Raw genomic sequence first — 21,370 nt, forward strand, 5'->3', positions numbered from 1 at the left:
AGGAACATGGCCAGCGCCGCCGCCAGCCCTGCCCGCAAGTCGCCACCTGCCACGGGTCGCCCCGGACTCGCGCCAGAACAGGACGTCGCCCTGCTGCCGGTCTCCAACCCCTTACTGTTGGCGGTCGGGATCATGACGGCGTCGCTGATCCAGGTGCTCGATTCCACGATTGCCAACGTGGCCATTCCGCACATGCAATCCAGCCTTGGCGCGACTTCGGACGAGGTCAGCTGGGTGCTGACCAGCTATATCGTCGCGGTCGCCGTGGCCATGCCGATTACCGGCTGGCTGGCCGACAAGATCGGTTCGCGCCGCCTGTTCATCTTTTCCGTGGTCGGCTTCGTCATCGCCTCGATGCTGTGCGGCATGGCGCAGAACATCACGGAAATGGTGATCTTCCGCGCGCTTCAGGGCGCGGCGGGAGCGTTCATTTCACCGCTCAGCCAGGCGGCGATGATCGACACCAACCGGCCCAGCCGCCAGCCGCAGATGATGGCGATGTGGGGCATGGGAATCATGATTGGCCCGATCATGGGGCCGATCCTAGGCGGCTGGCTGACCGAGAACTGGAACTGGCGCTGGGTGTTCTACGTCAACGTGCCGCTGGGGGCGATTGCCTTTGCCATCATGGCCGCCTTGCTGCCGTCCCGCCCGATCGTGAAACGCAAGTTCGACCTGTCCGGCTTTGCCATGGTCGGGATCATGCTGACCTCGATCCAGCTGCTGCTCGACCGGGGCAACCATATCGACTGGTTCGAATCCGCCGAGGCCTGGGTCTATCTGTTCCTCGCGCTTTCCACCGCCTGGATGGCCGTGATCCACTTCACCACGACCCAGGACGCCCTGTTCAGCCGCTCGCTGTTTGCCGATCCGAACTTCCTTTACGCGACCTTCTTCAGCGTCAGCATCGGGGTGGTGATGTTCGCCACCATGGCGCTGCTGCCGCCGATGCTGCAGCGCCTGTTCGGCTATGGCGTGATCGACACGGGCGAGGCGCTGATGCCGCGCGGCGTGGGCACACTGCTGACCATGCAGTTCTCCGGCTGGATCATGCGGCGCGGATTCGATCCGCGCATTCTGATTGGCACCGGCTTTGTCATTGCGGCCGCATCCCTATGGGAAATGTCGCACTGGACCTTGCAGACCGACTATCTGCACATTGCCACGTCAGGCTTTGTCCAGGGTCTGGGCATGGGGCTGATCTTCATCCCGATGAATGCCAGCGCCTTTGCCACCCTGCCCCCGGCTCTGCGCACCGACGGATCGAGCGTGCTGAACCTCGCCCGCTCGATCGGTTCGTCCATCGGCATTTCGATCGTCACCACGTTCCTGGCCCGCAATCTCCAGATCGCGCATTCCGACCTGGCCGCCCATGTGACCAGTTCATTCGTCCAGGTGATCGACTTTTCCACCGTCGACCGCTTCCAGACTCTGGGCGAGGCCGCCTTGCGGATGGTCGATGCCGAAGTGAACCGGCAGGCGGCCATGATCGCCTATATCAACGACTTCTACCTGATGATGTGGATGACCCTGGCGGTCGTTCCTTTCGTTTTCCTGATGCGCCGCCCCAACCTGATGCCGCCGGGGCCGAAGCAGCAGGCGGACGAACCGGTCGACCTGCCGCACTGAGGCGGGACTGGTTAACCGCCCTGGATTGCTTCGTCGCTGCGCTCCTCGCAATAACGAGGGTGATTTTCCAAGAATTTCACGCAAAGGCGCGAAGACCGCAAAGGGGTTGCGCCGCGACCAAGATCTTCGCGCCTTCGCGCCTTTGCGTGAGGATTTCTCAAACCCCGCTCAGGCTGAGCCTGTCGAAGCCGGGTCGCGCAAGGTCACCCTTCGACAGGCTCAGGGTGAGTGGTAGGATCGCTATCCCTTACCCCCGCACCGCCCGCACCAGCAGGTCCGGAACCGCCGGGTCCTCGATGGTCGGGGGCGTGGTGAAGTCCTCGCCATTGACGATCTTGCGCAGCAGGTTGCGCAGGATCTTGCCAGAGCGGGTCTTGGGCAATTGCGGGACCATGTAGGCGGTCTTGAGCGCGGCAACCGCGCCCAGTTCGTGCCGGACCGCCGCGATTACCGCGCCATGCAGCGCCGCTTCATCGGCCACGCCTGCGCGGGCGACCACGAAGGCGACCGGGATCATTCCCTTGATCGCATCGTCCGCGCCGATCACCGCGCATTCCGCGACCCCGTCCGTACTGGCGACGATCTGCTCCATCTGCCCGGTGGAGAGGCGGTGTCCGGCGACATTGATGATGTCATCCGTGCGGCCCATGATGTTGAGGAAGCCCTCCTCGTCAAAATGGCCCGCATCGCCGGTTTCGTACCAGCCGGGGAAAGTGGCGAAGTTCTTTTCGAAACCCGCCGGATTGTTCCACAGCGTGCGGAAGGCACCAGGCGCAAGCGGCGCCTTGATCGCCACGGCCCCGCTCTGGCCATGCGGCAAGGGCACCCCCGCCTCGTCCAGCACGGCGAATTCGTAACCCGGGACCGGGAAGCCTGCACTGCCCCGCTTGCGGCGCAGGTCGCCCAGGGCAAAGCAGGTGGCGATGGCCGGCCAGCCCAGCTCGGTCTGCCACCAGTGGTCGATCACCGGCAGGCCGCTCTTTTCCTCCAGCCAGGCGATAGTATCGGGATCGGCGCGCTCTCCAGCGAGAAAGATCACGCGGCAATCGCCGGTGCCGATTTCCTTCAGGAAATTCGCCTCCGGGTCTTCCTTGCGCACGGCGCGGATCGCGGTCGGCGCGGTGAAGAAGGTCTTGACCCCGTGCCGGTTCATCACCCGCCAGAAGGTGCCCGGATCGGGCGTGCCGATGGGCTTGCCCTCGAACAGCACGGTCGTCGCCCCGGCCAGCAGCGGGCCATAGACGATGTAGCTGTGGCCCACGACCCAGCCCACGTCGCTGGCCGCCCAGAACGGATCGCCCACGCCAATGCCATAGATATTGGCCATCGACCACGACAGCGCGACGGCATGGCCGCCGTTTTCGCGCACCACGCCCTTCGGCGTGCCGGTCGTGCCCGAGGTGTAGAGGATGTAGAGCGGATCGTCCGCCGCCAGTTCGGCGCAGGGCGGTACGGGATTGGCCGCAGTCGCCGCACGCAGCTCCATCCAGTCATGGTCCCGCCCCGGGGTCAGGTCCGCAGCAAGGCGGTCGCGCTGCAACACCACGACCTGGTCAATCTTGTGCGCCGCCAGGTCCAGCGCCTCGTCCACCATCGGCTTGTAGGCGATGGTCCGCGCGCCTTCGATCCCGCAGCTTGCGGTCAGCAAGACCTTGGGCGTTGCATCGTCGATCCGCTTGGCCAGTTCCAGCGGAGCAAAGCCCCCGAACACGACCGAATGGATCGCCCCCAGCCGCGCGCAGGCCAGCATGGCAAAGACCGTTTCGGGAATCATCGGCATGTAGATGATCACCCGGTCGCCCTTGCCCACACCCAGCGAGGCCAGCATGGCCGCAACCCGGCCCACTTCGTCCTGAAGCTGGGCATAGGAATAGGTGCGCACCGTATCGGTGACCGGGCTGTCATAGGACAGCGCCACGGCATCGCCGCGCCCTGCCGCCACGTGCCGGTCGATGCAATTGTAGGCGGTGTTCATGGTCCCGCCTGGGAACCAGCCGCGATCATCGGCATAGGCGGCCTGCGGCGGGGTAATCCAGTCGATCCCTTCAGCAGCGGCGAGCCAGAAGGCCTCGCGGTTTTCGATGCTGTCGCGCCAGGCGCGCTGATAGGCTTCGCTCATTGCCTGCTCCTTCGAAGGGATCGTTAATCAAACGGGTAACGCCGCGCCCTGATCGAGATCAAGGCGCGGCGCTCTCCTGGGTAGTCGTTTAGGCGTCGATGTTGCGCCGGAAGGTTTCCGGCAGGAACAGCAGGCCCACGATCACGGTCAGACCGGCAATCACGATCGGATACCACAGACCGTAATAGATATCCCCCGTTGCCGCGACCATCGCAAAGGCGGTGGTGGGCAGGAACCCGCCGAACCAGCCATTGCCGATGTGATAGGGCAGCGACATCGAGGTATAGCGGATCCGCGTCGGGAACAGTTCCACCAGCAGCGCCGCAATCGGGCCGTAAACCATGGTCACCAGCAGGACGAGGTAGGTCAGCAGGGCCACGGTCAGCGGCTTGTTGATCTCGTCCGGGTTGGCCTTGGTCGGATAGCCAGCAGTGGCGAGCGCCGCCTTGACCTCATCTGTGAAGGCCTTGATCGCGGCCTTGCGCTCTTCACCCGTCACCTTGGCCGGATCGGGCGCGGTGAAGGTCTGGTCGCCGATCTGGATCTGCGCAACCGTACCTGCCGGAGCCTCGACCGAGGTATAGCTGACGGCCGACTTGGCCAGCAGCGCCTTGGCAATGTCGCAGCTCTTGCTGTCGAACTTGTTCTTGCCCACCGGGTCGAACTGCAGCGAGCATTCGTTGCCATTCGTCACGACCGAAACCGGCGCATTCACCTGGGCAGCGGCAAGCTGCGGGTTGACCGCGCTGGTCAGGGCCTTGAAGGTCGGGAAGTAGGTCAGCACCGCCAGAGCGCAGCCCGCCAGGATGATGCCCTTGCGGCCGATGCGGTCCGACAGCCAGCCGAAGAACACGAAGAACGGCGTGCCGATGCCCAGCGCGATAGCGATCAGGATGTTGGTGGTGGCACCATCAACCATCAGCGTCTTTTCGAGGAAGAACATCGCGTAGAACTGGCCGGTGTACCACACCACTGCCTGACCGGCGACGGCGCCCAGCAGCGCGATCAGCACCCACTTGGCATTCTTCCACTGGCCAAAGGCTTCGGTCAGCGGCGCCTTGGACGTGGTGCCTTCTTCCTTCATCTTCTGGAAAACGGGGCTTTCGTTCAGCTGCAGGCGAATCCACATCGACACGCCCAGCAGGATGATCGAAACCAGGAACGGCACGCGCCAGCCCCAGTCCTTGAAGGCTTCTTCGCCAATGATCGTGCGAGTCCCGATCACGACCAGTAGCGCGGCAAACAGGCCCAGCGTCGCCGTGGTCTGGATGAAGCTGGTATAGAGGCCGCGCTTGTTCTCCGGCGCATGCTCGGCAACATAGGTCGCCGCGCCGCCGTACTCACCGCCCAGGGCCAGGCCCTGAAGCAGGCGCATGGCCAGCAGCATGACCGGAGCCGCGACTCCGATCGAGGCATAGCTGGGCAGCAGGCCGACCACGAAAGTGGACAGGCCCATCAGGCCCATGGTCACCAGGAAGGTATTCTTGCGCCCGACCATGTCGCCGATCCGCCCGAACACCAGCGCGCCGAACGGACGCACCGCAAAGCCCGCGGCGAAAGCGGCCAGGGCGAAGATGAACCCGGTCGTTTCATTCACGCCCGAGAAGAACTGGGCGGAAATGATCGTAGCCAGCAGGCCGTAGAGATAGAAATCGTACCATTCGAACACGGTGCCGAGCGAGCTGGCGGTAATGACCAGCTTCTCGTCCTGTGTTGGTGCGTGATGCTTTGGCAGTGCAGCCACGTCGGCTGCGGATTCATGGAACTCCATCGTCCCTCTCCCTCTGTTATTCCTTAAAAGCTGTACTTGGCGACCACGTCGATGCGGTTGGTCGTTCCGTCTGCGCCGTTCACCAGTTCGCGCTCCCCGTGGCGATACTCGACCCCCAGGTCGATGTTCTTCACCGGCGAGTAGAACAGGTTAGCCGCCGCGCTCCAAGCCTTCTTGTTGAAGGTGGCGATATCGGTCTTGGCCAAGGCGTCAGCATAGTCGACATTCTGGAAGCTGCCCATTAGGTTGGCCCGCACCCCGCTGGCCAGCGGCACACGCAGCGCGCCGATCACAGCGAAGACGTTGACTGAGGAAAGCTTGTTGGTGGCCGTCAGCAGGATGGCGTCGGGCGCGAAGTTCAGGCCGACATAGCGTCCGATGTTGCGGCCATAGGTGACCATGACGCGAGCATCGCCGCTCTTGGCATCGTTCAGGAACAGCTTGCCGCCCAGCGAAACGCCATAGCCACCCGCCTCGGCGCTGTTGCCCAGGCTTTCCGCGCGGACCTGCCGGGCAAGGCCGCCCAGCGAAAGCTCTCCGCGCTTGCCCGCCCAAGCGAGGCGTGCCGCGAAATCGGGCAACTGGTCATCCCCGTTTTCAACCAGGGTGGGCGAGGCAAGCGAGGCCGTGCCGCTTTCAGGATTTTCCGCCGAGAGGTGCAGCGTGGCTCCGCCGCCCAGCGGCGCGCTGTAGCGGATCAGCGGCTGGCGAACGAAGACCGTGCCTTCCGCGCCGCCGACGTAATCGGTGCTTTCCGGCAGGGCGCCGGTGTACTGGAAGGTCGTCCAGTCCTGGCCAAAGGTCCAGCGGTCGATCTGCATATAGGCGCGGCGCAGCGCCGGGTTGTAGCCATTGGTCGTGCGCTGCGAGCCCTGGGTTCCGGGCGAGGTCTGGAAGTCGAATTCCAGATAGCCCTTCACTGCCTTGCCCGCGACGGTGCTGTCGAGGTTCAGCCAGAAGCGCGATTGCTTGGCCGTGAAGTCGGTATCGCTGACCGCTGGCTGCCCGCCGGTCGGAATGGTCTGCGGCAGATAGAAATCGCGGCCCAGGGAATTGGTCGCCACTTCGCCGTCGCTGTAGCGGGTGCTGGAGGCCAGCAGCTTGATATAGCCGCCCAGCTTGATCTGCGTATTGCCCGACTTGAACCCGTCTGCCGGGGCCGGAGCCGGTGCAGGCGCCGGTTTCGCTTCGATCGCCGCAACGCGCTTGCTGGCATCGGCAGCCTGCCCTTCGGCCAGGGCGGCGCGGGCTTCGGCCTGCTGCGCGCGCTGCTTGAGCTGATCGTTCTCTGCCCGGGTGGCTTCCAGATCGCCGCGCAGGCCCTTCATTTCGGCTTCCAGCCGCTCCAGCCGCGCCTCGACCGACAATGGTTTCGCCCAGGCGATCCCAGGTGCGACCAGCGCCGATGCAGCCATCAGCCCGCCAATCAGCGCCCTTCCTGTTTTCGTCATCTTGCCCTCTCCTCCATCCCCGGTTCGAATCCGGGATCGTTGGACAATGCCGCTTGCGGGGCGGTGGCAGCAGAGCGATCTAGGTCTTAGGGCTACGACCTTTGTCTATACTCGCATCCCGGTTCGCCATTGGCTAGGAATTGCCCAAAGGCCATGATGGCCGGGAATCATTTGGAGGAGGACCCAGCAGTGGGCGAAGCGATCTATCCAGTGCCAGCGGAATGGGCCGAAACGGCGCTGGTCAACGATGCACGCTATCAGGACATGTACCGCCGTTCGGTGAACGATCCTGAAGCGTTCTGGCGCGAGGACGCGCAGCGGATCGACTGGATCAAGCCCTTCACCAAGGTCAAGGAAACCAGCTTCAACGAGGCCGATTTCGGCATCAAGTGGTTCGCCGATGGCACGCTGAACCTGTCGGCCAATGCGCTGGACCGCCACCTGGCGACGCGCGGAGATCAGGTCGCGATCATCTGGGAGCCGGACGAGCCGACCGATCAGGGGCGCAAGATCACTTACGCCCAGCTGCACGGCGAGGTGTGCCAGTTCGCCAACCTGCTCAAGGCCAAGGGCGTGAAGAAGGGCGACCGCGTCACGATCTACCTGCCGATGGTGCCCGAAGCGGCCGTCGCCATGCTGGCCTGCGCCCGGATCGGGGCGATCCACTCCATCGTGTTCGCCGGGTTCAGCCCCGAAGCGCTGGCCGGCCGCATCCAGGACTGCGACAGCCAGATCGTCCTGACCGCCGACGAAGGCCTGCGCGGCGGCAAGAAGGTGCCGCTGAAGGCCAATGTCGATGAAGCAATCACCCATTGTCCGGGCGTAGAGACGGTCATCGTCCTGCGCCGCACCGGAGCCGAAGTGGCCATGGTGCCGGGTCGCGACGTGGACTGGGCGGAAGCATCTGCCCAGTCCACGGTTTGCCCGCCGGAGGAGATGAACGCGGAAGATCCGCTGTTCATCCTCTACACTTCCGGTTCCACCGGAAAGCCCAAGGGCGTGCTGCACACGACCGGCGGCTACTCGGTCTGGGCCTCGATCACGCATGAATATGTGTTCGATTACCGCCCCGGGCAGATCTACTGGTGCGCCGCCGATATCGGCTGGGTCACGGGTCATTCCTATGTCGTCTATGGTCCGCTGATGAACGGCGCGACGACCGTGATGTTCGAAGGCGTACCCAACTATCCCGATGCCAGCCGCTTCTGGCAGGTGGTGGACAAGTACGACGTCGAAATATTCTACGGCGCCCCCACTGCCCTGCGCGCCCTGATGCGCGAAGGCGATGAATGGGTGAAGAAGACCAGCCGCAAGTCGCTGCGCCTGCTTGGCTCGGTGGGCGAGCCGATCAACCCGGAAGCCTGGGAATGGTATCACAAAGTCGTCGGCGATAGCCGCTGCCCGATCGTCGATACCTGGTGGCAGACCGAAACCGGCGGGGTGATGATCACCCCCCTGCCCGGCGCGACCGCGCTCAAGCCGGGTTCGGCCACGCGGCCCTTCCTTGGCGTAAAGCCGATGCTGGTCGACAACGAAGGGGTGGAAATCCACGGTGCGGGCGATGGCTGCCTGGTCATTACCGATAGCTGGCCGGGGCAGATGCGCACCGTCTGGGGCGATCACGAACGGTTCTTCCAGACCTATTTCTCGACCTTCAAGGGCATGTACTTCACCGGCGACGGCTGCCGCCGGGACGAGGACGGCTATTACTGGATCACCGGGCGGATCGACGACGTGATCAACGTCTCGGGCCACCGCATGGGCACGGCGGAAATCGAAAGCGCGCTGGTTGCCCATGCCAAGGTGGCTGAAGCCGCCGTGGTCGGGATGCCGCACGACATCAAGGGCCAGGGCATCTATGCCTTCGTCACGACCAATGCCAATGTCGAACCGGACGAGGCCCTGCGCAAGGAGCTGGTCCAGTGGGTCCGTCACGAGATCGGCCCGATTGCCACGCCGGACGTGATCCAGTTCGCCCCGGGCCTGCCCAAGACCCGGTCCGGCAAGATCATGCGCCGCATCCTGCGCAAGATTGGCGAGAATGACGTGAGCAACCTGGGCGACACTTCGACTCTGGCCGATCCGTCGGTGGTCGATCACCTGCTCGCCAACCGGCCTGCCGCCTGATCCGGGGCTGATGACGGGCACGGTCCTTATCGCGGACGATCATCCGCTGTTCCGCCAAGCCTTGTCCCTGGCAGTGCAGCGGGTTGCGCCCGATATGGTCCTGCGCGAGGCCGGGACGCTCGCCGCCGCGCTGCGATCCTGCGGCGAAGCGGAAGACCTGCGGCTGATCCTGCTCGACCTGAAAATGCCCGGTGCGGTGGGCTATTCCGGCATTGCCCTGCTCCATGCCGAAAAGCCGGAGGTGCCGATCCTGGTCGTCTCCAGCGCCGAAGGGGAAAGCGCGGCGCAGGAAGCGCGCGCCTTTGGCGCCATCGGTTTCCTGCGCAAGGATTCCGATCTTTCCGTAATCGAGGCCGCCATTGCCCGCGCGCTGGATTCAGCTCCCCCCGCTCCCGCCCCGCCCCCCGCACAGCCGGTGGACGAAGTGCGGCAGACCGTCGCGGGACTGACGCCAACCCAGCTGAAAGTCCTGCTGGCCGTGCTGGAAGGTCAGCTCAACAAGCAGATCGCCCATTCGCTGGGCATGAGCGAGGCCACGGTTAAAGCGCACATGACCGCGATCATGCGCAAGCTGGACGTGCGCAACCGCACCCAGGCGGCTTTGGTGGCGCGGTCACTCGGCCTCGACCTCCAGCACTGACACCTCGGCCAGGAAGCCGGCGATGCGTTCCGGATCGACTGGCTTGGCCAGGATCGACACCCCCATGCGCGCGGCGCGTTCGTGCATGGCATCGCCGGATTCCGCGGTGATCAGCAGCACCGGGAAGCCGGGCCGGAAAGCGCGAACCTGCTCGATCAAGGTCAGGCCGTCCTCATCCCCATCCAGCTGGTAATCGGCCAGCAGGGCATCGGCTTGGCCCACCAGTTCCATCGCCGCCGCGATATTGCCCGCGCCGAGCGGCCGGTGGCCCAGTCCGCTCAGCAGAGCGCTCGTCGCCTCGACAATCAGAGGATCGTTGTCGACCACCAGCACGGTCAGGGGCCGCGCCGATTCCAGGCTGGCGCGGCTGGCGGCGGGCATCGGCAGGATCGTCTGCGCCACGGCCACCGGCAGACCAAAGCTGAAGCGGCTGCCCCGCCCCGGCGTAGAGGCAACGCTGATCCGTCCGCCCAGCAAGCGGGCAATGCGGCGCACCAGCGCAAGGCCGAGGCCCAGCCCTTCGACTTCGACTTCGCCCAGCCGGGTAAACTCGGCAAAGGCAGCCTCGATCCGGTCCGGCGAGATGCCCACGCCGCTATCGACCACGTCGATCCGCCAATTGTCCCCGCGCTGCCGCACCCCCACCACGATCCCACCGCTGCGGGTATAGCGGATCGCATTGGTCAGGAAATTCTGCATGACCGAGCGCAGCAGGACCGGATCGGTCACGACCGTTCCCGGCGCGGGCCCCAGCCGCAGGGTCAGGCCCTTCTCCTCGGCCAAGGGGCGGAAACTGTCGGTCAGGTCGGTCAGGAAGGCTTTCAGGCTAACCGGTTCCGGCCGGGGCTGCACCCCGCCCGCGTCGATCCGGGAAATGTCGAGCAGCGCGCGCAGCAGTTCCTCTGCCGCGCGGATCGCGCTTTCCACCCGGCGGACCAATTGCCGGGGGCCATCGTCCACGTCGCGTTCCAGCGCGGCGGAAAACAGCCGCGCCGCGTGCAAAGGTTGCAGCAGGTCATGGCTGGCCGCCGCCAGAAAACGGGTCTTGTCCCGGTCGGACTGGGCGAGCAGGCGGTTGGCTTCGGATAGTTCGCTGGTCCGTTCAGCCACGCGGCTTTCCAACTGGTCGAGCGTGCGCTCCAGCTCCTCGCGCACCCGCGCTTCGCTGGTGATGTCGGTAAAGCTCATGACATAGCCGCCGCCGGGCATCGGCCCGCCCACGGTCTTGATCACGCGCCCGTCGTTGCGCCGCCGTTCAAAGCTGTGTTCCAGCCCGCGCCGCATATGGCCGAGCCGCTTTTGCACGTGATACTCGACGTCGCCCGGTCCGAAATCGCCGCGCAGCGCATTGTGCCGGATCAGGTCCGCCACCGGCACGCCGACGCGGACCAGCCCCGGCGGATAGTCGAACACGTCCAGATAGCGCGAATTCCACGCGACCAGGTTCATGTCGGCATCGACCACGCTGATCCCGGCATCGACGTTTTCAAACGTTGCCGCCAGCAACTGCCGCGAAAAGCGCAGGCTCTGGCCGCCTTCGTCCAGCAGGCGGGTGACGTCGGCCAGGTTCATCGTGCCGCCAGCCAGGGCCGAAGCAACCAGTGCGCGGGCGGAAGAGGTTCCCACCACGCTGGCAATCAGATCGCGCGCCTTCTTGGCCGAGCGGCGGTCAATCGGCACGCCCTTGCGCGCCTGCGGGAACGCTGCCGTGACCTTGTCGCGGCCCACGAAGCTGGCAGTCAGTTCGGCCAGTTCCGCCAGGTCCGCCACCTGCCGCTGCCCGCGCAGGAAACGCGGCAGGGCCGGTGCTCCCATGCCCCGCGCGGCCAATGCGGCATAGACGACCAGGTTGGCGCCGAGGCTCCACAGCACGCCGTGGACGATCGGGCTGGCATTGCCGATGCCCAGCAGCCGGACCGGATCAACGAGGGTGCCCGTCAGCATCGCGGTCAGCCCATCGGGCAGGATCGGCGGCAGCGCCAGGGTGTAGAGCCACAGCACCAGCCCGGCTGAGAGGCTGGCCCGCGCCGCGCGGGCATCGCGCCGCCCGCCATAGGTGGCCATGATCAGGTGCGGGGTGAACTGCGCCATCGCGGCAAAGGCAATCAGGCCGATGGAGGCGAGCGAGCGCGTCGGCGAAATCAGCAGCGCCCAGGCCAGCGCCAACAGCATGATACCCAGGATCGCGGTGCGGCGCACTTGCAGCATCCGCCGCCCGATCTCCCCCTCGCCCGCAGCGGTGCGGCTGCGCATGACGCTGGGGAAGGCCAGGTCGTTCGACACCATGGTCGCCAGCGCGGTCGTATCAACAATGGCCATCGAAGCGGCAGCGCTAACCCCGCCGATCAAGGCAATAGCCACGACACCGGAACTTCCCGCCAGCATAGGCAGGTCCAGCACGTAGAAATCGGGCGAGACTGCGGGGGACAGCATGGTCACCCCGGCCAGGGCTATCGGCAGGATCAACAGGGCCATCACGCCCAGGTAAGCCGCAAGGCCAAACCGCGCGCGGACCAGGTCGGTGGGGCTCTGCGCTTCGGCGAGGCCCATGTAGAACTGGCGCGGCAGGGTGATGACCGCCGTTGCGGAAATCAGGGCGATGACAGCGACGTCCAGCGAAAGATCACCGGGTTCAAAGCGCTGGCCCAGGGCAGCGATGCCGCGTTCCAGCGCGGGGCTGTCCCCGGCGGTATAAAGCGCCATTCCGGCGAGCGCAGCGACAACGGCCAGGGCGCCGATCTTGATGACCGATTCCAGGCCGACAGCATAGACCAGCCCCTCGCTCCGCCCCGCCACTTCGTACCGCCGTGCCCCGAAGGCGGCGGCGAATATGGCCAGGAGCAACGCGGCGACGATCATCACCGAAGCCTGCACCTCCTGGCCGGACACGATAGCCATGGCATTGCCGATGGAGCGCAGTTGCAAGGCGACATAGGGGATCGAACCGAGCAGCGCGATGATCGTCACCAGCCGCGCGATCACCACGTCGTTGCCGAACCGGGCGGCAATGAAGTCCGACACGGTGCTGGCCTGCTCGCGCGCCACGGCTTCCGACAGGCGCACCAGAAAGCGCGGTGCGGCGATCAGCAGGACGATTGGCGCAAGGTAGATCGGCAGATAGGACCAGCCATCGCGCACCGCGCTGCCGACCGCGCCATAAAAGGTCCAGCTTGAACAATATACGCCCAGCGCCAGCGTATAGGTGACATGGCGGAGGCGCGAACGTCCGTTCAGCCGCTCTCCGCGCCGCTCGACCAGGGTCGCCAGCGCGAACAGTGCGGCGATCAGCGCCAGGGCCAGGATAACTGCCGCGCGAAGGCTCAAGCCGAATTCACCCCTCATCGAACCGCGCGGAAATTGCGGTCCGCGGCGCAGACTATCGTTTCAAGGCCGCCCGCAAAAGCCGAAAATGTCTAAGTATGACAGCAATTTGAAATCAACCGTTCACAACGGTTCCACCATTGGGATGCAGCACCTGCCCGGACATATAGCTGGAATCGGCGCAGGCCAGGAACAGGAAACTGGGCGCGACTTCATTGGGTTCGCCCGGCCGCTTCATCGGCGTCGATTCCCCGAACTTGCGCACCTTGTCCGCCTCTGCCCCGCCGCGCGGGTTGAGCGGGGTCCAGATCGGACCCGGCGCGACGGCGTTCACCCGGATGCCACGTTCGACCAGGCTTTCGCTCAGCGAGCGGGTGAAGGCCGTAATCGCGCCCTTCGTAGCGCTATAATCCAGCAACTGGGCAGAGCCCTTGTACATGGTCACGCTGGTGCAATTGACGATGGCGGCCCCCTTGCCCAGGTGCGGCAGGGCCGCCTGGACCAGATAGAACATGGCGAAGATGTTGGTGCGGAAAGTACGCTCCAGTTGCTCCTGGGAAACGTCGGTGATGTCCTCCGCCGGGTGCTGTTCCCCCGCATTGTTGACCAGCACGTCCAGCCCGCCCAGTTCATCGACGCAGCGCTGCACCGCCTCGGCACAGAACTGCGCATCGCCCAGATCGCCGGCGATCAGGATCGCCTTGCGCCCCTCGTCCGTTACGATCCGGCGGGTTTCCTCCGCATCGTCATGGCTGCTGAGATAGACCACCGCGACGTCCGCCCCCTCGCGGGCATAGAGCGCCGCAACGGCCCGCCCGATGCCGCTGTCGGCACCCGTGATCAGCGCGACCTTGCCTTCCAGTCGGCCAGAGCCGGGATAGACCGGCTGCCATTCGGGCTGGCGGGTCAGGTCGGCCTCTGCATCGCCTGCCCCGCCCTGACGCTGCGAACCGCTTTCTGCCGCTTCGCGCGCTGCTTCCTTCGCGGCGTCGCTGTGCTGCGCGTCGGCCTGCTTGGCCTGCTTTTCGGACTGGCTTTCACCGACCTTGCCCTGATTGTCGTGACTCTTGTCCTGGCTCATGCTCGCTCCTTTCAGGTGGATCAGATCGGCGGCAGATCCTGCTCCGCGAACCCCCACCCCTTCAGCGCCGCACTACCGCCGCGTTCGATCAAATCTTCGGCATCGAAAATGTTCCAGACATTGGCCTTCTCGATCTCTGCCAGCTCCTCCCAAGTCACCGGCACGGCGACCGGAGCCCCTTCGCGCGCGCGGGCCGAATAGGGCATGATCGCCGTGCTGCCGCGCTGATTGCGCAAGTAATCGATGAAGATGCGGCCCTTGCGCCGGACCTTGCTCATGTTCGCAACGAAACGGTCCGGCTCGGCCTGGCTCATCGCCTCGGCCAGGCGGCGGGAAAAGTCCTTGTGCGTATCCCAGTCATGGCCGGGCCGCAGCGGCACCACGATGTGCACCCCTTTGCCGCCGGACAGCATGGCAAAGCTGACCAGCCCAATGTCCGACAAGTGCCCGCGCAGGTCCAGCGCGGCCTTGCGCACGGCGGCAAAGTCCAGCTCCTCGTCGGGGTCGAGGTCGAACACCATGCGGTCCGGCTGTTCCAGGGTCTCGGCGTGACTGCCCCAGCCGTGGAATTCGATCGTGCCCATCTGCACGCAGGCCAGAATGCCGTCCGCCGTATCGACGTGGAGGTAATCCTCGTGCCCGCCGTCCTTTTCGCGGATCGGAACGTGGTGGACGTGCTCCCCGAACGAGCCGGAATCGTGCTTCTGGAAAAAGCACTTCTTGGCCCGCCCCTGCGGACAGCGCACCAGGCTGAGCGGGCGGCGCGCCAGATGGGGCAGGATCAGCGGGGCAAGCTGGACATAGTAATCGGCCAGGTCGCCCTTGGTCGCCTTGCTTTCGGGAAACAGCACGCGGTCGCGGTTGCTGATCTTGATCGCGCTTTCCGGCTTCGGCGCCGGGACCTTGCGCTCAGGCTTTACCTCGCGCGCGGGTTTGTCGCTGCGCAGGCCGATGAAGCTGGCGTGGCGGACCGAACCGCTGGCCGTGAATTCGGCAAAGGCCACTTCCGCGACCAGTTCCGGTTTCAGCCAGCGCACCCGCCGCGCGGCTGCCCGGTCGATCTCCAGCGCGGGCTTGTCCTGCTCCAGCTTCGCAAAACGCTTGGCCAGGTCGTCCATCAGCTCGGCATCGAAGCCCGTGCCGACATTGCCCTTGTGGACCAGCTTGCCATCCTCCCACTGCGACAGGATCAACGACGCAAAGGGCCGCGCCCGCGCGCTGGAGGGGGTCCACCCGGCAATGACGAATTCCTGCCGCAAGGTGCATTTCACCTTTACCCAGTTCCGGCTGCGCTTGCCGTGATAGGCCGCGTCGATCCGCTTGGCGATGATTCCTTCCTGCCCCGCATCGCACAACGCGCGGTAGAGCTTTTCGCCCGCCCCGATCACATGGTCCGCCACGGCAATCGGCGGCTGGGCATGGCTCAGCAGTCCGGCCAGCTTCTCTTTGCGTTCCAGGTTGCCCAGCTTGTCGAGCGGCCGCCCCTCCAGTTCGAGCAGATCGAAGGCGAAGTATTGCAGCGGCGTGCTCTCGGTCTGCGCGCCGTGACCGCGTTTCAGCACGGCCTGGAGCGACGAGAAATCCGGGTTGCCCTGCGCGTCGAAAGCCACGACTTCGCCGTCGATCAAGCACGATGGCAGGTCCAGTGTGGCCACCGCGCGGGCCAGCGGCTGGAACTTGTCGGTCCAGTCCAGACCCGCGCGGGTATAGACTCGCACCTCGTCACCTTCTGCTGCAATTACAGCACGATATCCGTCAAACTTGATCTCATGCATCCAGTCGTTTCCGGCCGGAACGTCATCGACCAGCGTGGCCAGCTGGACGGGGCGGAACTTGGGCAGGCCTACTTTCTTGCGCACCTTGGCGACCTTGCGATTGTGCGCGGCAGCGCGCTTCATCTTGCTCGCAAAAGCCTTGTCGCTGGTTCCCACCAGCGACTGGGCCGCCTCCTTGTCGCCAGCGATCTCCATCATGGTCCGACCGGTCAGCACGCTGGTCAGCCAGCGCCCGACCAGATCGTCCGACCCGCCGGCATGGGCATCGTCAATCTTGCGCAGCAACCAGTTCTCGCGCTTTTCGCCGGGCCGGGGGCGTAGACGGATGAGCAGCCATTCGCCCTTCATCCGCTCGCCCTGCAAGGTGAAGTGCAGGTGCCCCTTCTCAAGATCCTTGGCGCTTTTTCCCGGCACCGGTTCCCAGGTACCGCGATCCCACAGCATCACGGTGCCGCCGCCATATTCGCCTTTAGGGATCACCCCCTCAAAGTCGGCATAGGCCATGGGGTGATCCTCGGTCCGCACCGCCAGCCGCTTGTCCTCAGGGTTGACGCTGGGGCCCTTGGTCACGGCCCAGCTTTTCAGGACGCCGTCGAGTTCCAGCCGGAAATCGTAGTGGAGCCGCGTTGCGTCATGCTTCTGCACGATGAAGCGGTTGCCGCCCTTCGCCGAAACCTTGCCGGCGGGTTCCGGCGTAGCCTTGAAATCGCGCTTGGCATTGTACTGCCGCAGGGGATCGTCGCGGGCGGCCATCAGGCGCGTTTCCGACTGGTGGTCTTGGGCGCGCTCTTCGCCTTGCTCTTGCTTTCCTTGGCACCGCTGCGCGGCTTCTCATCGACCGAGGCCTTCAGCGCGGCCATCAGGTCAATCACGTTCGACCCGCGCGATGCTGCGGCGGGTTCTTCTACGTCTTCCAGCACACGGCGGCCCTTGGACTTGGCCTTCTTGTCGATCACCCGCTTCAGCGCGTCGATGTAGTGATTGCGGAAATCCGCCGCGTTGAATTCGCCGCTGCGTTTGCGGATCAGCGTCTCGGCCAGTTCAAGCAGTTCGCTGTCCGGCTTGTCCGTGCCGATTCCGCGAAAGAAGCTGGTCGCCGCATTGACCTCGTCCGCATAACGCAGGATCTCCAGGATCAGCCCCTTCCCGCAAGCGCGCAGCGCGACGAGTTGCTCCTGCCCGCGCACCGAAAGCTGGCCGACCCCGGTCATGCGACTGCGCTTCAGCGCCTCGCGCAGGACGACATAGGCTTCCTCGGCCAGTTCGTCCGCCGGGACCACGTAATAGGGTTTGCTGTAATAGAGGATGTCGATGGCGTCGTTTTCGACGAACAGGACCAGTTCCAGCGTGCGCTTGCTTTCCAGCCGCACCGCCTCGATCTCGTCCTCGTCGAGCAGCACGTAATTGCCTTTCGACAGCTCATAGCCTTTGACGATGTCGTCATGATCAATCGCGCCAATCCCCGGCACGACCTTTTCATAACGCACCGGGCGGCCGCTTGGCTCGTGGATCTGGCGGAAGGATATGGCCGCGCCGGAGCGGGTGGCGGGGTAGATTTCCACCGGAATGGACACGAGCGCGAGCCTGATCTGGCCTTGCCAATAAGCGCGGGCGGGCATGGCGTTCTCCTTCGCCAGCAAAACGCCCGATGGCCCTGCGCGTTCCGGAAAGCGCAAGGTCGGGGCATCGCATCATGGCATCGGCCCGCCGCTCCAGGTGGAACGGCGCGCGGCAATCGGGGGTTGATCCAGCATCCGCAACCAAATCGAGGAAAGGATCAGGATCATGGCCAAGAAGAATGGCAGCATGCATTCCAGCCAGCAGCGCAGCCAGAACGAGCAGCGCCGCAACCCCGGACAGCAGGGCGGCGCAACCGGTGATGCTGGTGCACGCCAGCAGCGCCAGGATGACAGCCACAGCTCGGGCCGCAGCAGCTCCAGCAAGTCAGGCAAGGGTTCCGGCCAGCAGAAGTAATCCTGCCCGCCGCAATCGCAGCCCCTGCCCTTGGGTGGGGGCTGCGTTGCTTGTCACGGGGCGCGCTACGGGCGCCCTTTAATGTAGCTGGTCGCTGTCGGCGATGGCCCGCAGTTCGGCCTGGTCATGTACGGTCACGAACCGGCGCTTTACCTCGATGATGCCGCGGGTCTTGAGGTCCTTCATCACCCGGTTGACGTGGATCGGGGTGAGGCCGACCACGTCGCCGATTTCGGTCTGGGTCAGCGGCATGGGAAAGCGCTCGCCCTGCCCCCGTCCCCCGGCTTTGAGCCGTTCCATGAACTCCACCATCAGGGTCGAAATCCGCTCAAGCGCAGTCTTGCGGCCCAGCGCGATGATCCAGGCGGACTGTCGCTCGATGATCTTGGGCAGGGCGCCGATCAGTTCGCGGCTTTCGGGTGAATAGCGATCCGCCTCGGTCAGCCTGACCACCGGTTTGCGCCAGGCCCGCACCGGGGTGAGCGCAACGATGCTTTCGGTACTGCGCGGTCGGATGATCCACTGCGGTTCGCAATAGTCGCCGGGAAGATAGAGCGCCGTGATCTGGCGTCGCCCTGCCCCCAGCAAGGTATAGCGCCCGACCCAGCCCTCCTCGATGCAGAAGATCGAATCCTGCACTTCGCCCGACCGCGTCAGGTGTTCGTGGCGGCGAAAGCGCGCGATGGGACCGGGCGGCTCGTTGGTTTTCCGTGGCATGGCTGCGAGGATACTCACCGCCTCGCGCAAGGTTGCTTACGTGCGTTAAGCCGCGCCCAGGCAATGAGACGAGACGTGGGCGCGACGGGCTGAAATCCCGGAATTTTGCGGCTTTCGGCGCGGCAGTGCGTTTCGTTAATCCAGATTTGCCGGTGGGAACATCTCACCCCCTGCCGTGGTTTGCCCCTTGCGCACTGCATGTCTGCAGTTGCCCCCAAGGAGGATTCGAATGGCCAGCAAACGTGGAGAAGCGGAACAGTCACCCGCTGGTGGCGAAACCGCAACGAACGGGTCCGGGACCCAATCGGAGAAGTCATCAACCAGCCAGTCGTCGGGCGCATCGTCGAGCGGCTCCAGCGCGTCCGGGTCGTCCGGCAGCTCCGGATCGGGTGCCTCGGGCGGGTCGGGCGCTTTGGGCAAATCCGCCAGCGCTTCGTCCAATGGCAATGGCAACGGTAGCACGAACGGTGCGCAAAGTCTGTCCATGGCGGACCAGCAGAGCAGCAAGAAGTCCGCTGGCAGCAAGAACGCCATCGAACTGCTCAAGGCCGATCACCGCGAAGTCGAAAAGATGTTTGCGGAGTTCGAGAAGGCTTCGAACAGCAAGAAGGAACAGCTGGTCGAGCAGATCTGCATGGCGCTGACCATTCACGCCATGCTGGAGGAAGAGATCTTCTATCCGGCCTGCCGTGAAAAGATCAGTGAAGAAGACATGCTGGACGAAGCGCAGGTCGAGCATGACAGCGTCAAGATCCTGATCGCGGAAGTATGGGGCGCCCGTTCCGGCGATCCGTTCCGTGACGCCAAGGTCAAGGTCATGGGCGAGCAGGTCAAGCACCACGTCGGCGAAGAGGAAAAGCCCCGCAGCGGCATTTTCGCCAAGGCCCAGTCGGCCGGGATCGACCTGAACGAGCTGGGCGAAGAGATGGCCCAGCGCAAGGCCGAGCTTGAAGAAGAGGACGACCTGGCTCCGGGTGAGCCGGTTTCGATCCAGGGGGTTTCACAAGGCACCTTCGAGGGCACCTCACAGGGCAACAGGGAAACAACCAAGGAGAGAATGATGGCAAGCATGCAGGAAAGCCGCAGCAGCGGCGGCCGTTCGCGCGGAGATGATGGTCGCGGTTCGCGTTCGGGAGGACGGGAGCGGGACGAAGACGGCCGCTTCACCTCGTCGCGCGGTGGCCGCGATGACGATGATGACCGTTCGCGCCGCAGCCGTTCGCGCGACGATGACGACCGTGGTGGCCGCTCCAGCCGGGGCCGTGACGACGATGACGGCCGCGGCCGTGGCCGCGGCGGCTGGTTCGGCGATAGCGAAGGCCACTCGCGCGCGGCCCAGCGCGGCTGGGACGACCGCGACGATGATCGCGGCGGACGTTCCGGTGGTGGCAGCCGTTCGGGCGGCGGGCGTTCGGGTCGTGGACGCGACGACGATGACCGTGGACGCGGCGGCTGGTTCGGCGATAGCGAGGGCCATTCGCGCGCAGCCCAGCGCGGCTGGGACGACCGCGATGACCGTGGTTCCTCGCGCTCCTCGCGCGGGCGGGACGACGACGATCGCGGTGGCCGGTCGAGCTGGGGTGGACGTGACGACGACCGTGGACGCGGCGGCTGGTTCGGCGATAGCGAAGGCCATTCCGAAGCGGCCCGGCGCGGTTGGGAAGACCGCGATGACCGTGGCTCCTCGCGCTCCTCGCGCGGCCGTGACGACGATGATCGCGGCGGCCGGTCGAGCCGTGGGCGCGGACGCGACGATGATGATCGCGGGCGCGGTGGCTGGTTCGGCGACAGCCGAGGCCACTCCGAAGCAGCACGGCGCGGCTGGGATAGCCGCCACTAAGGCAGCCTCGCTGCAAAAACATGGTGCCGGGCCCCGCAAGGGTCCGGCGCTGTTGTATTGGAATTCCGAGAGAAAGCCCGATTCAGCCGAAGCTGGTTCAGTCCCTGCCCTGGATATAGAGGTAGGCCGGATCGAAACCGGCAACCTTGCGCAGTGCGGCCAGATCGTCGATCCGGACACGACGGCGGCTGAAATGCAGCAGGTTCCGCTCCCGCAGTTCGCGCAGGACCCGGTTGGTATGCACCGGGCTGATCGCAAGGCATTGCGACAGCTCGACCTGGGTCATCGGCAGCGCATAACCGCTGCGTTCGGCACGGCCAATCATTTCAAGCCTGGCCTGAAGTTCGCAGAACAGGTGCGCTGTCCGCTCCAGCGCGCTGCGCTGGCCTAGCGACAGTTCCCACTCGCGGTTGGTGCTGCCGTCGATATTGGTCAGCAGCCACAACAGCCGCGCGGTATCGGGGCTGTTGTCCCAGGCGCGCTGGATGGCCGGGTGCGGTGCCACGGCGAGCCGACAATCCGTCAGCGCCAGCACGTCCTGATCAGTCCGCTTGAGCGTGAACGAGGCGAGATCGACGAAATCGCCCGGCAGGTACAGCGCGGTGATCTGGCGCGCGCCGTCTTCGAAGTCGCGATAGCGGCACAGCATGCCCTCCAGCACCAGCATGGACTGATCGACCCGCTCGCCGCGCCGCAAGGCTACGCGATACTCGCGGACCTGCTCCACGCCTTCGAAAATTTCCGCGATTGCCGCTTCCACTTCCAGCGAGACAGGCGCAGCGTGGCGCAGCCTCCTGAAAAGAAGCCGCATTTCTTCGCTCGTGGGACCCGATCCCCCCGTCCTGGCACCTTCCGGTGCAATCTGCCGCATTGATGTTGGCCTTTCTGTCTGTGGCCGTGGAATGCGGCAGAGTCCGAAAAGTTC

At 65.0% G+C, this 21,370-nt stretch carries 15 protein-coding genes; 5 read left to right on the plus strand and 10 right to left on the minus strand.

The window, feature by feature from the left end:
* The first annotated feature begins 6 nt into the window (after window positions 1–6).
* Entirely contained in the window at window positions 7–1,629 is a 1,623-nt protein-coding gene (locus tag ACQKOE_RS05300) for an MDR family MFS transporter (protein ID WP_427511850.1), read from the plus strand.
* Between the two features lie 247 nt (window positions 1,630–1,876).
* Here ACQKOE_RS05300 and ACQKOE_RS05305 read toward each other — a convergent pair whose 3' ends face one another.
* From ACQKOE_RS05305 to ACQKOE_RS05315, 3 genes are all read right to left on the minus strand, one after another.
* Window positions 1,877–3,748, minus strand: a complete 1,872-nt coding sequence (locus ACQKOE_RS05305; protein WP_427511851.1) for an AMP-binding protein — start codon at window positions 3,746–3,748, stop codon at window positions 1,877–1,879.
* 88 nt (window positions 3,749–3,836) lie between these two features.
* Window positions 3,837–5,519, minus strand: a complete 1,683-nt coding sequence (locus ACQKOE_RS05310) for an MFS transporter (RefSeq protein WP_427511852.1) — start codon at window positions 5,517–5,519, stop codon at window positions 3,837–3,839.
* Window positions 5,520–5,542: 23 nt separating this feature from the next.
* Complete coding sequence (locus ACQKOE_RS05315; protein WP_427511853.1) at window positions 5,543–6,970, minus strand: DcaP family trimeric outer membrane transporter; 1,428 nt, start codon at window positions 6,968–6,970, stop codon at window positions 5,543–5,545.
* A gap of 189 nt (window positions 6,971–7,159) precedes the next feature.
* Here ACQKOE_RS05315 and acs point away from each other — a divergent pair, with 189 nt between their 5' ends.
* Together acs and ACQKOE_RS05325 are read left to right on the plus strand one after the other, a co-directional pair.
* Window positions 7,160–9,097 carry an acetate--CoA ligase gene (gene acs, locus ACQKOE_RS05320; RefSeq protein WP_427511854.1) on the plus strand — a complete coding sequence of 646 codons (1,938 nt, stop codon included), beginning with the start codon at window positions 7,160–7,162 and terminating at the stop codon, window positions 9,095–9,097.
* Window positions 9,098–9,107: 10 nt separating this feature from the next.
* A complete protein-coding gene (locus tag ACQKOE_RS05325) occupies window positions 9,108–9,737 on the plus strand; it encodes a response regulator (protein ID WP_427511855.1) in 630 nt (209 codons plus the stop codon).
* Here ACQKOE_RS05325 and ACQKOE_RS05330 read toward each other — a convergent pair.
* The 4 genes from ACQKOE_RS05330 to ACQKOE_RS05345 all read right to left on the minus strand — a co-directional run bounded on the left by ACQKOE_RS05330 (window position 9,711) and on the right by ACQKOE_RS05345 (window position 17,533).
* Window positions 9,711–13,061: a hybrid sensor histidine kinase/response regulator gene (locus ACQKOE_RS05330; RefSeq protein WP_427511856.1), complete on the minus strand. Its 3,351-nt coding sequence runs from the start codon at window positions 13,059–13,061 to the stop codon at window positions 9,711–9,713. The two genes, ACQKOE_RS05325 and ACQKOE_RS05330, sit on opposite strands and share 27 nt — an antisense overlap.
* A gap of 112 nt (window positions 13,062–13,173) precedes the next feature.
* Window positions 13,174–14,139 carry an SDR family oxidoreductase gene (locus ACQKOE_RS05335; protein WP_427511857.1) on the minus strand — a complete coding sequence of 322 codons (966 nt, stop codon included), beginning with the start codon at window positions 14,137–14,139 and terminating at the stop codon, window positions 13,174–13,176.
* Between the two features lie 20 nt (window positions 14,140–14,159).
* Window positions 14,160–16,667 carry a DNA ligase D gene (gene ligD / locus ACQKOE_RS05340; RefSeq protein WP_427511858.1) on the minus strand — a complete coding sequence of 836 codons (2,508 nt, stop codon included), beginning with the start codon at window positions 16,665–16,667 and terminating at the stop codon, window positions 14,160–14,162.
* Complete coding sequence (locus tag ACQKOE_RS05345) at window positions 16,667–17,533, minus strand: Ku protein (RefSeq protein WP_427511859.1); 867 nt, start codon at window positions 17,531–17,533, stop codon at window positions 16,667–16,669. Before ACQKOE_RS05345 ends, ligD begins: the two co-directional genes overlap by 1 nt.
* Window positions 17,534–17,699: 166 nt before the next feature.
* Here ACQKOE_RS05345 and ACQKOE_RS05350 point away from each other — a divergent pair, with 166 nt between their 5' ends.
* The gene (locus ACQKOE_RS05350) at window positions 17,700–17,888 is read left to right on the plus strand and encodes a hypothetical protein (RefSeq protein ID WP_427511860.1); all 189 of its coding nucleotides are present in this window, start codon (window positions 17,700–17,702) and stop codon (window positions 17,886–17,888) included.
* A 78-nt stretch (window positions 17,889–17,966) separates the two neighbouring features.
* Here ACQKOE_RS05350 and ACQKOE_RS05355 read toward each other — a convergent pair whose 3' ends face one another.
* Both ACQKOE_RS05355 and ACQKOE_RS05360 read right to left on the minus strand, forming a co-directional pair.
* A complete protein-coding gene (locus ACQKOE_RS05355; RefSeq protein WP_427511861.1) occupies window positions 17,967–18,605 on the minus strand; it encodes a Crp/Fnr family transcriptional regulator in 639 nt (212 codons plus the stop codon).
* Between the two features lie 135 nt (window positions 18,606–18,740).
* Window positions 18,741–19,046, minus strand: a complete 306-nt coding sequence (locus ACQKOE_RS05360) for a hypothetical protein (protein WP_427511862.1) — start codon at window positions 19,044–19,046, stop codon at window positions 18,741–18,743.
* A gap of 43 nt (window positions 19,047–19,089) precedes the next feature.
* On the opposite strand from ACQKOE_RS05360, the gene ACQKOE_RS05365 reads away from it, so the two are divergent.
* Window positions 19,090–20,445: a hemerythrin domain-containing protein gene (locus tag ACQKOE_RS05365; RefSeq protein WP_427511863.1), complete on the plus strand. Its 1,356-nt coding sequence runs from the start codon at window positions 19,090–19,092 to the stop codon at window positions 20,443–20,445.
* A gap of 97 nt (window positions 20,446–20,542) precedes the next feature.
* On the opposite strand, the gene ACQKOE_RS05370 is transcribed toward ACQKOE_RS05365, so the two are convergent.
* Window positions 20,543–21,256 (minus strand): Crp/Fnr family transcriptional regulator, encoded by a 714-nt coding sequence (locus ACQKOE_RS05370; RefSeq protein ID WP_427511864.1) that lies wholly within the window; start codon window positions 21,254–21,256, stop codon window positions 20,543–20,545.
* Between the last annotated feature and the right edge of the window lie 114 nt (window positions 21,257–21,370).

Source organism: Novosphingobium sp. NPDC080210, assembly GCF_050281025.1.
Taxonomy (GTDB): Bacteria; Pseudomonadota; Alphaproteobacteria; order Sphingomonadales; family Sphingomonadaceae; genus Novosphingobium.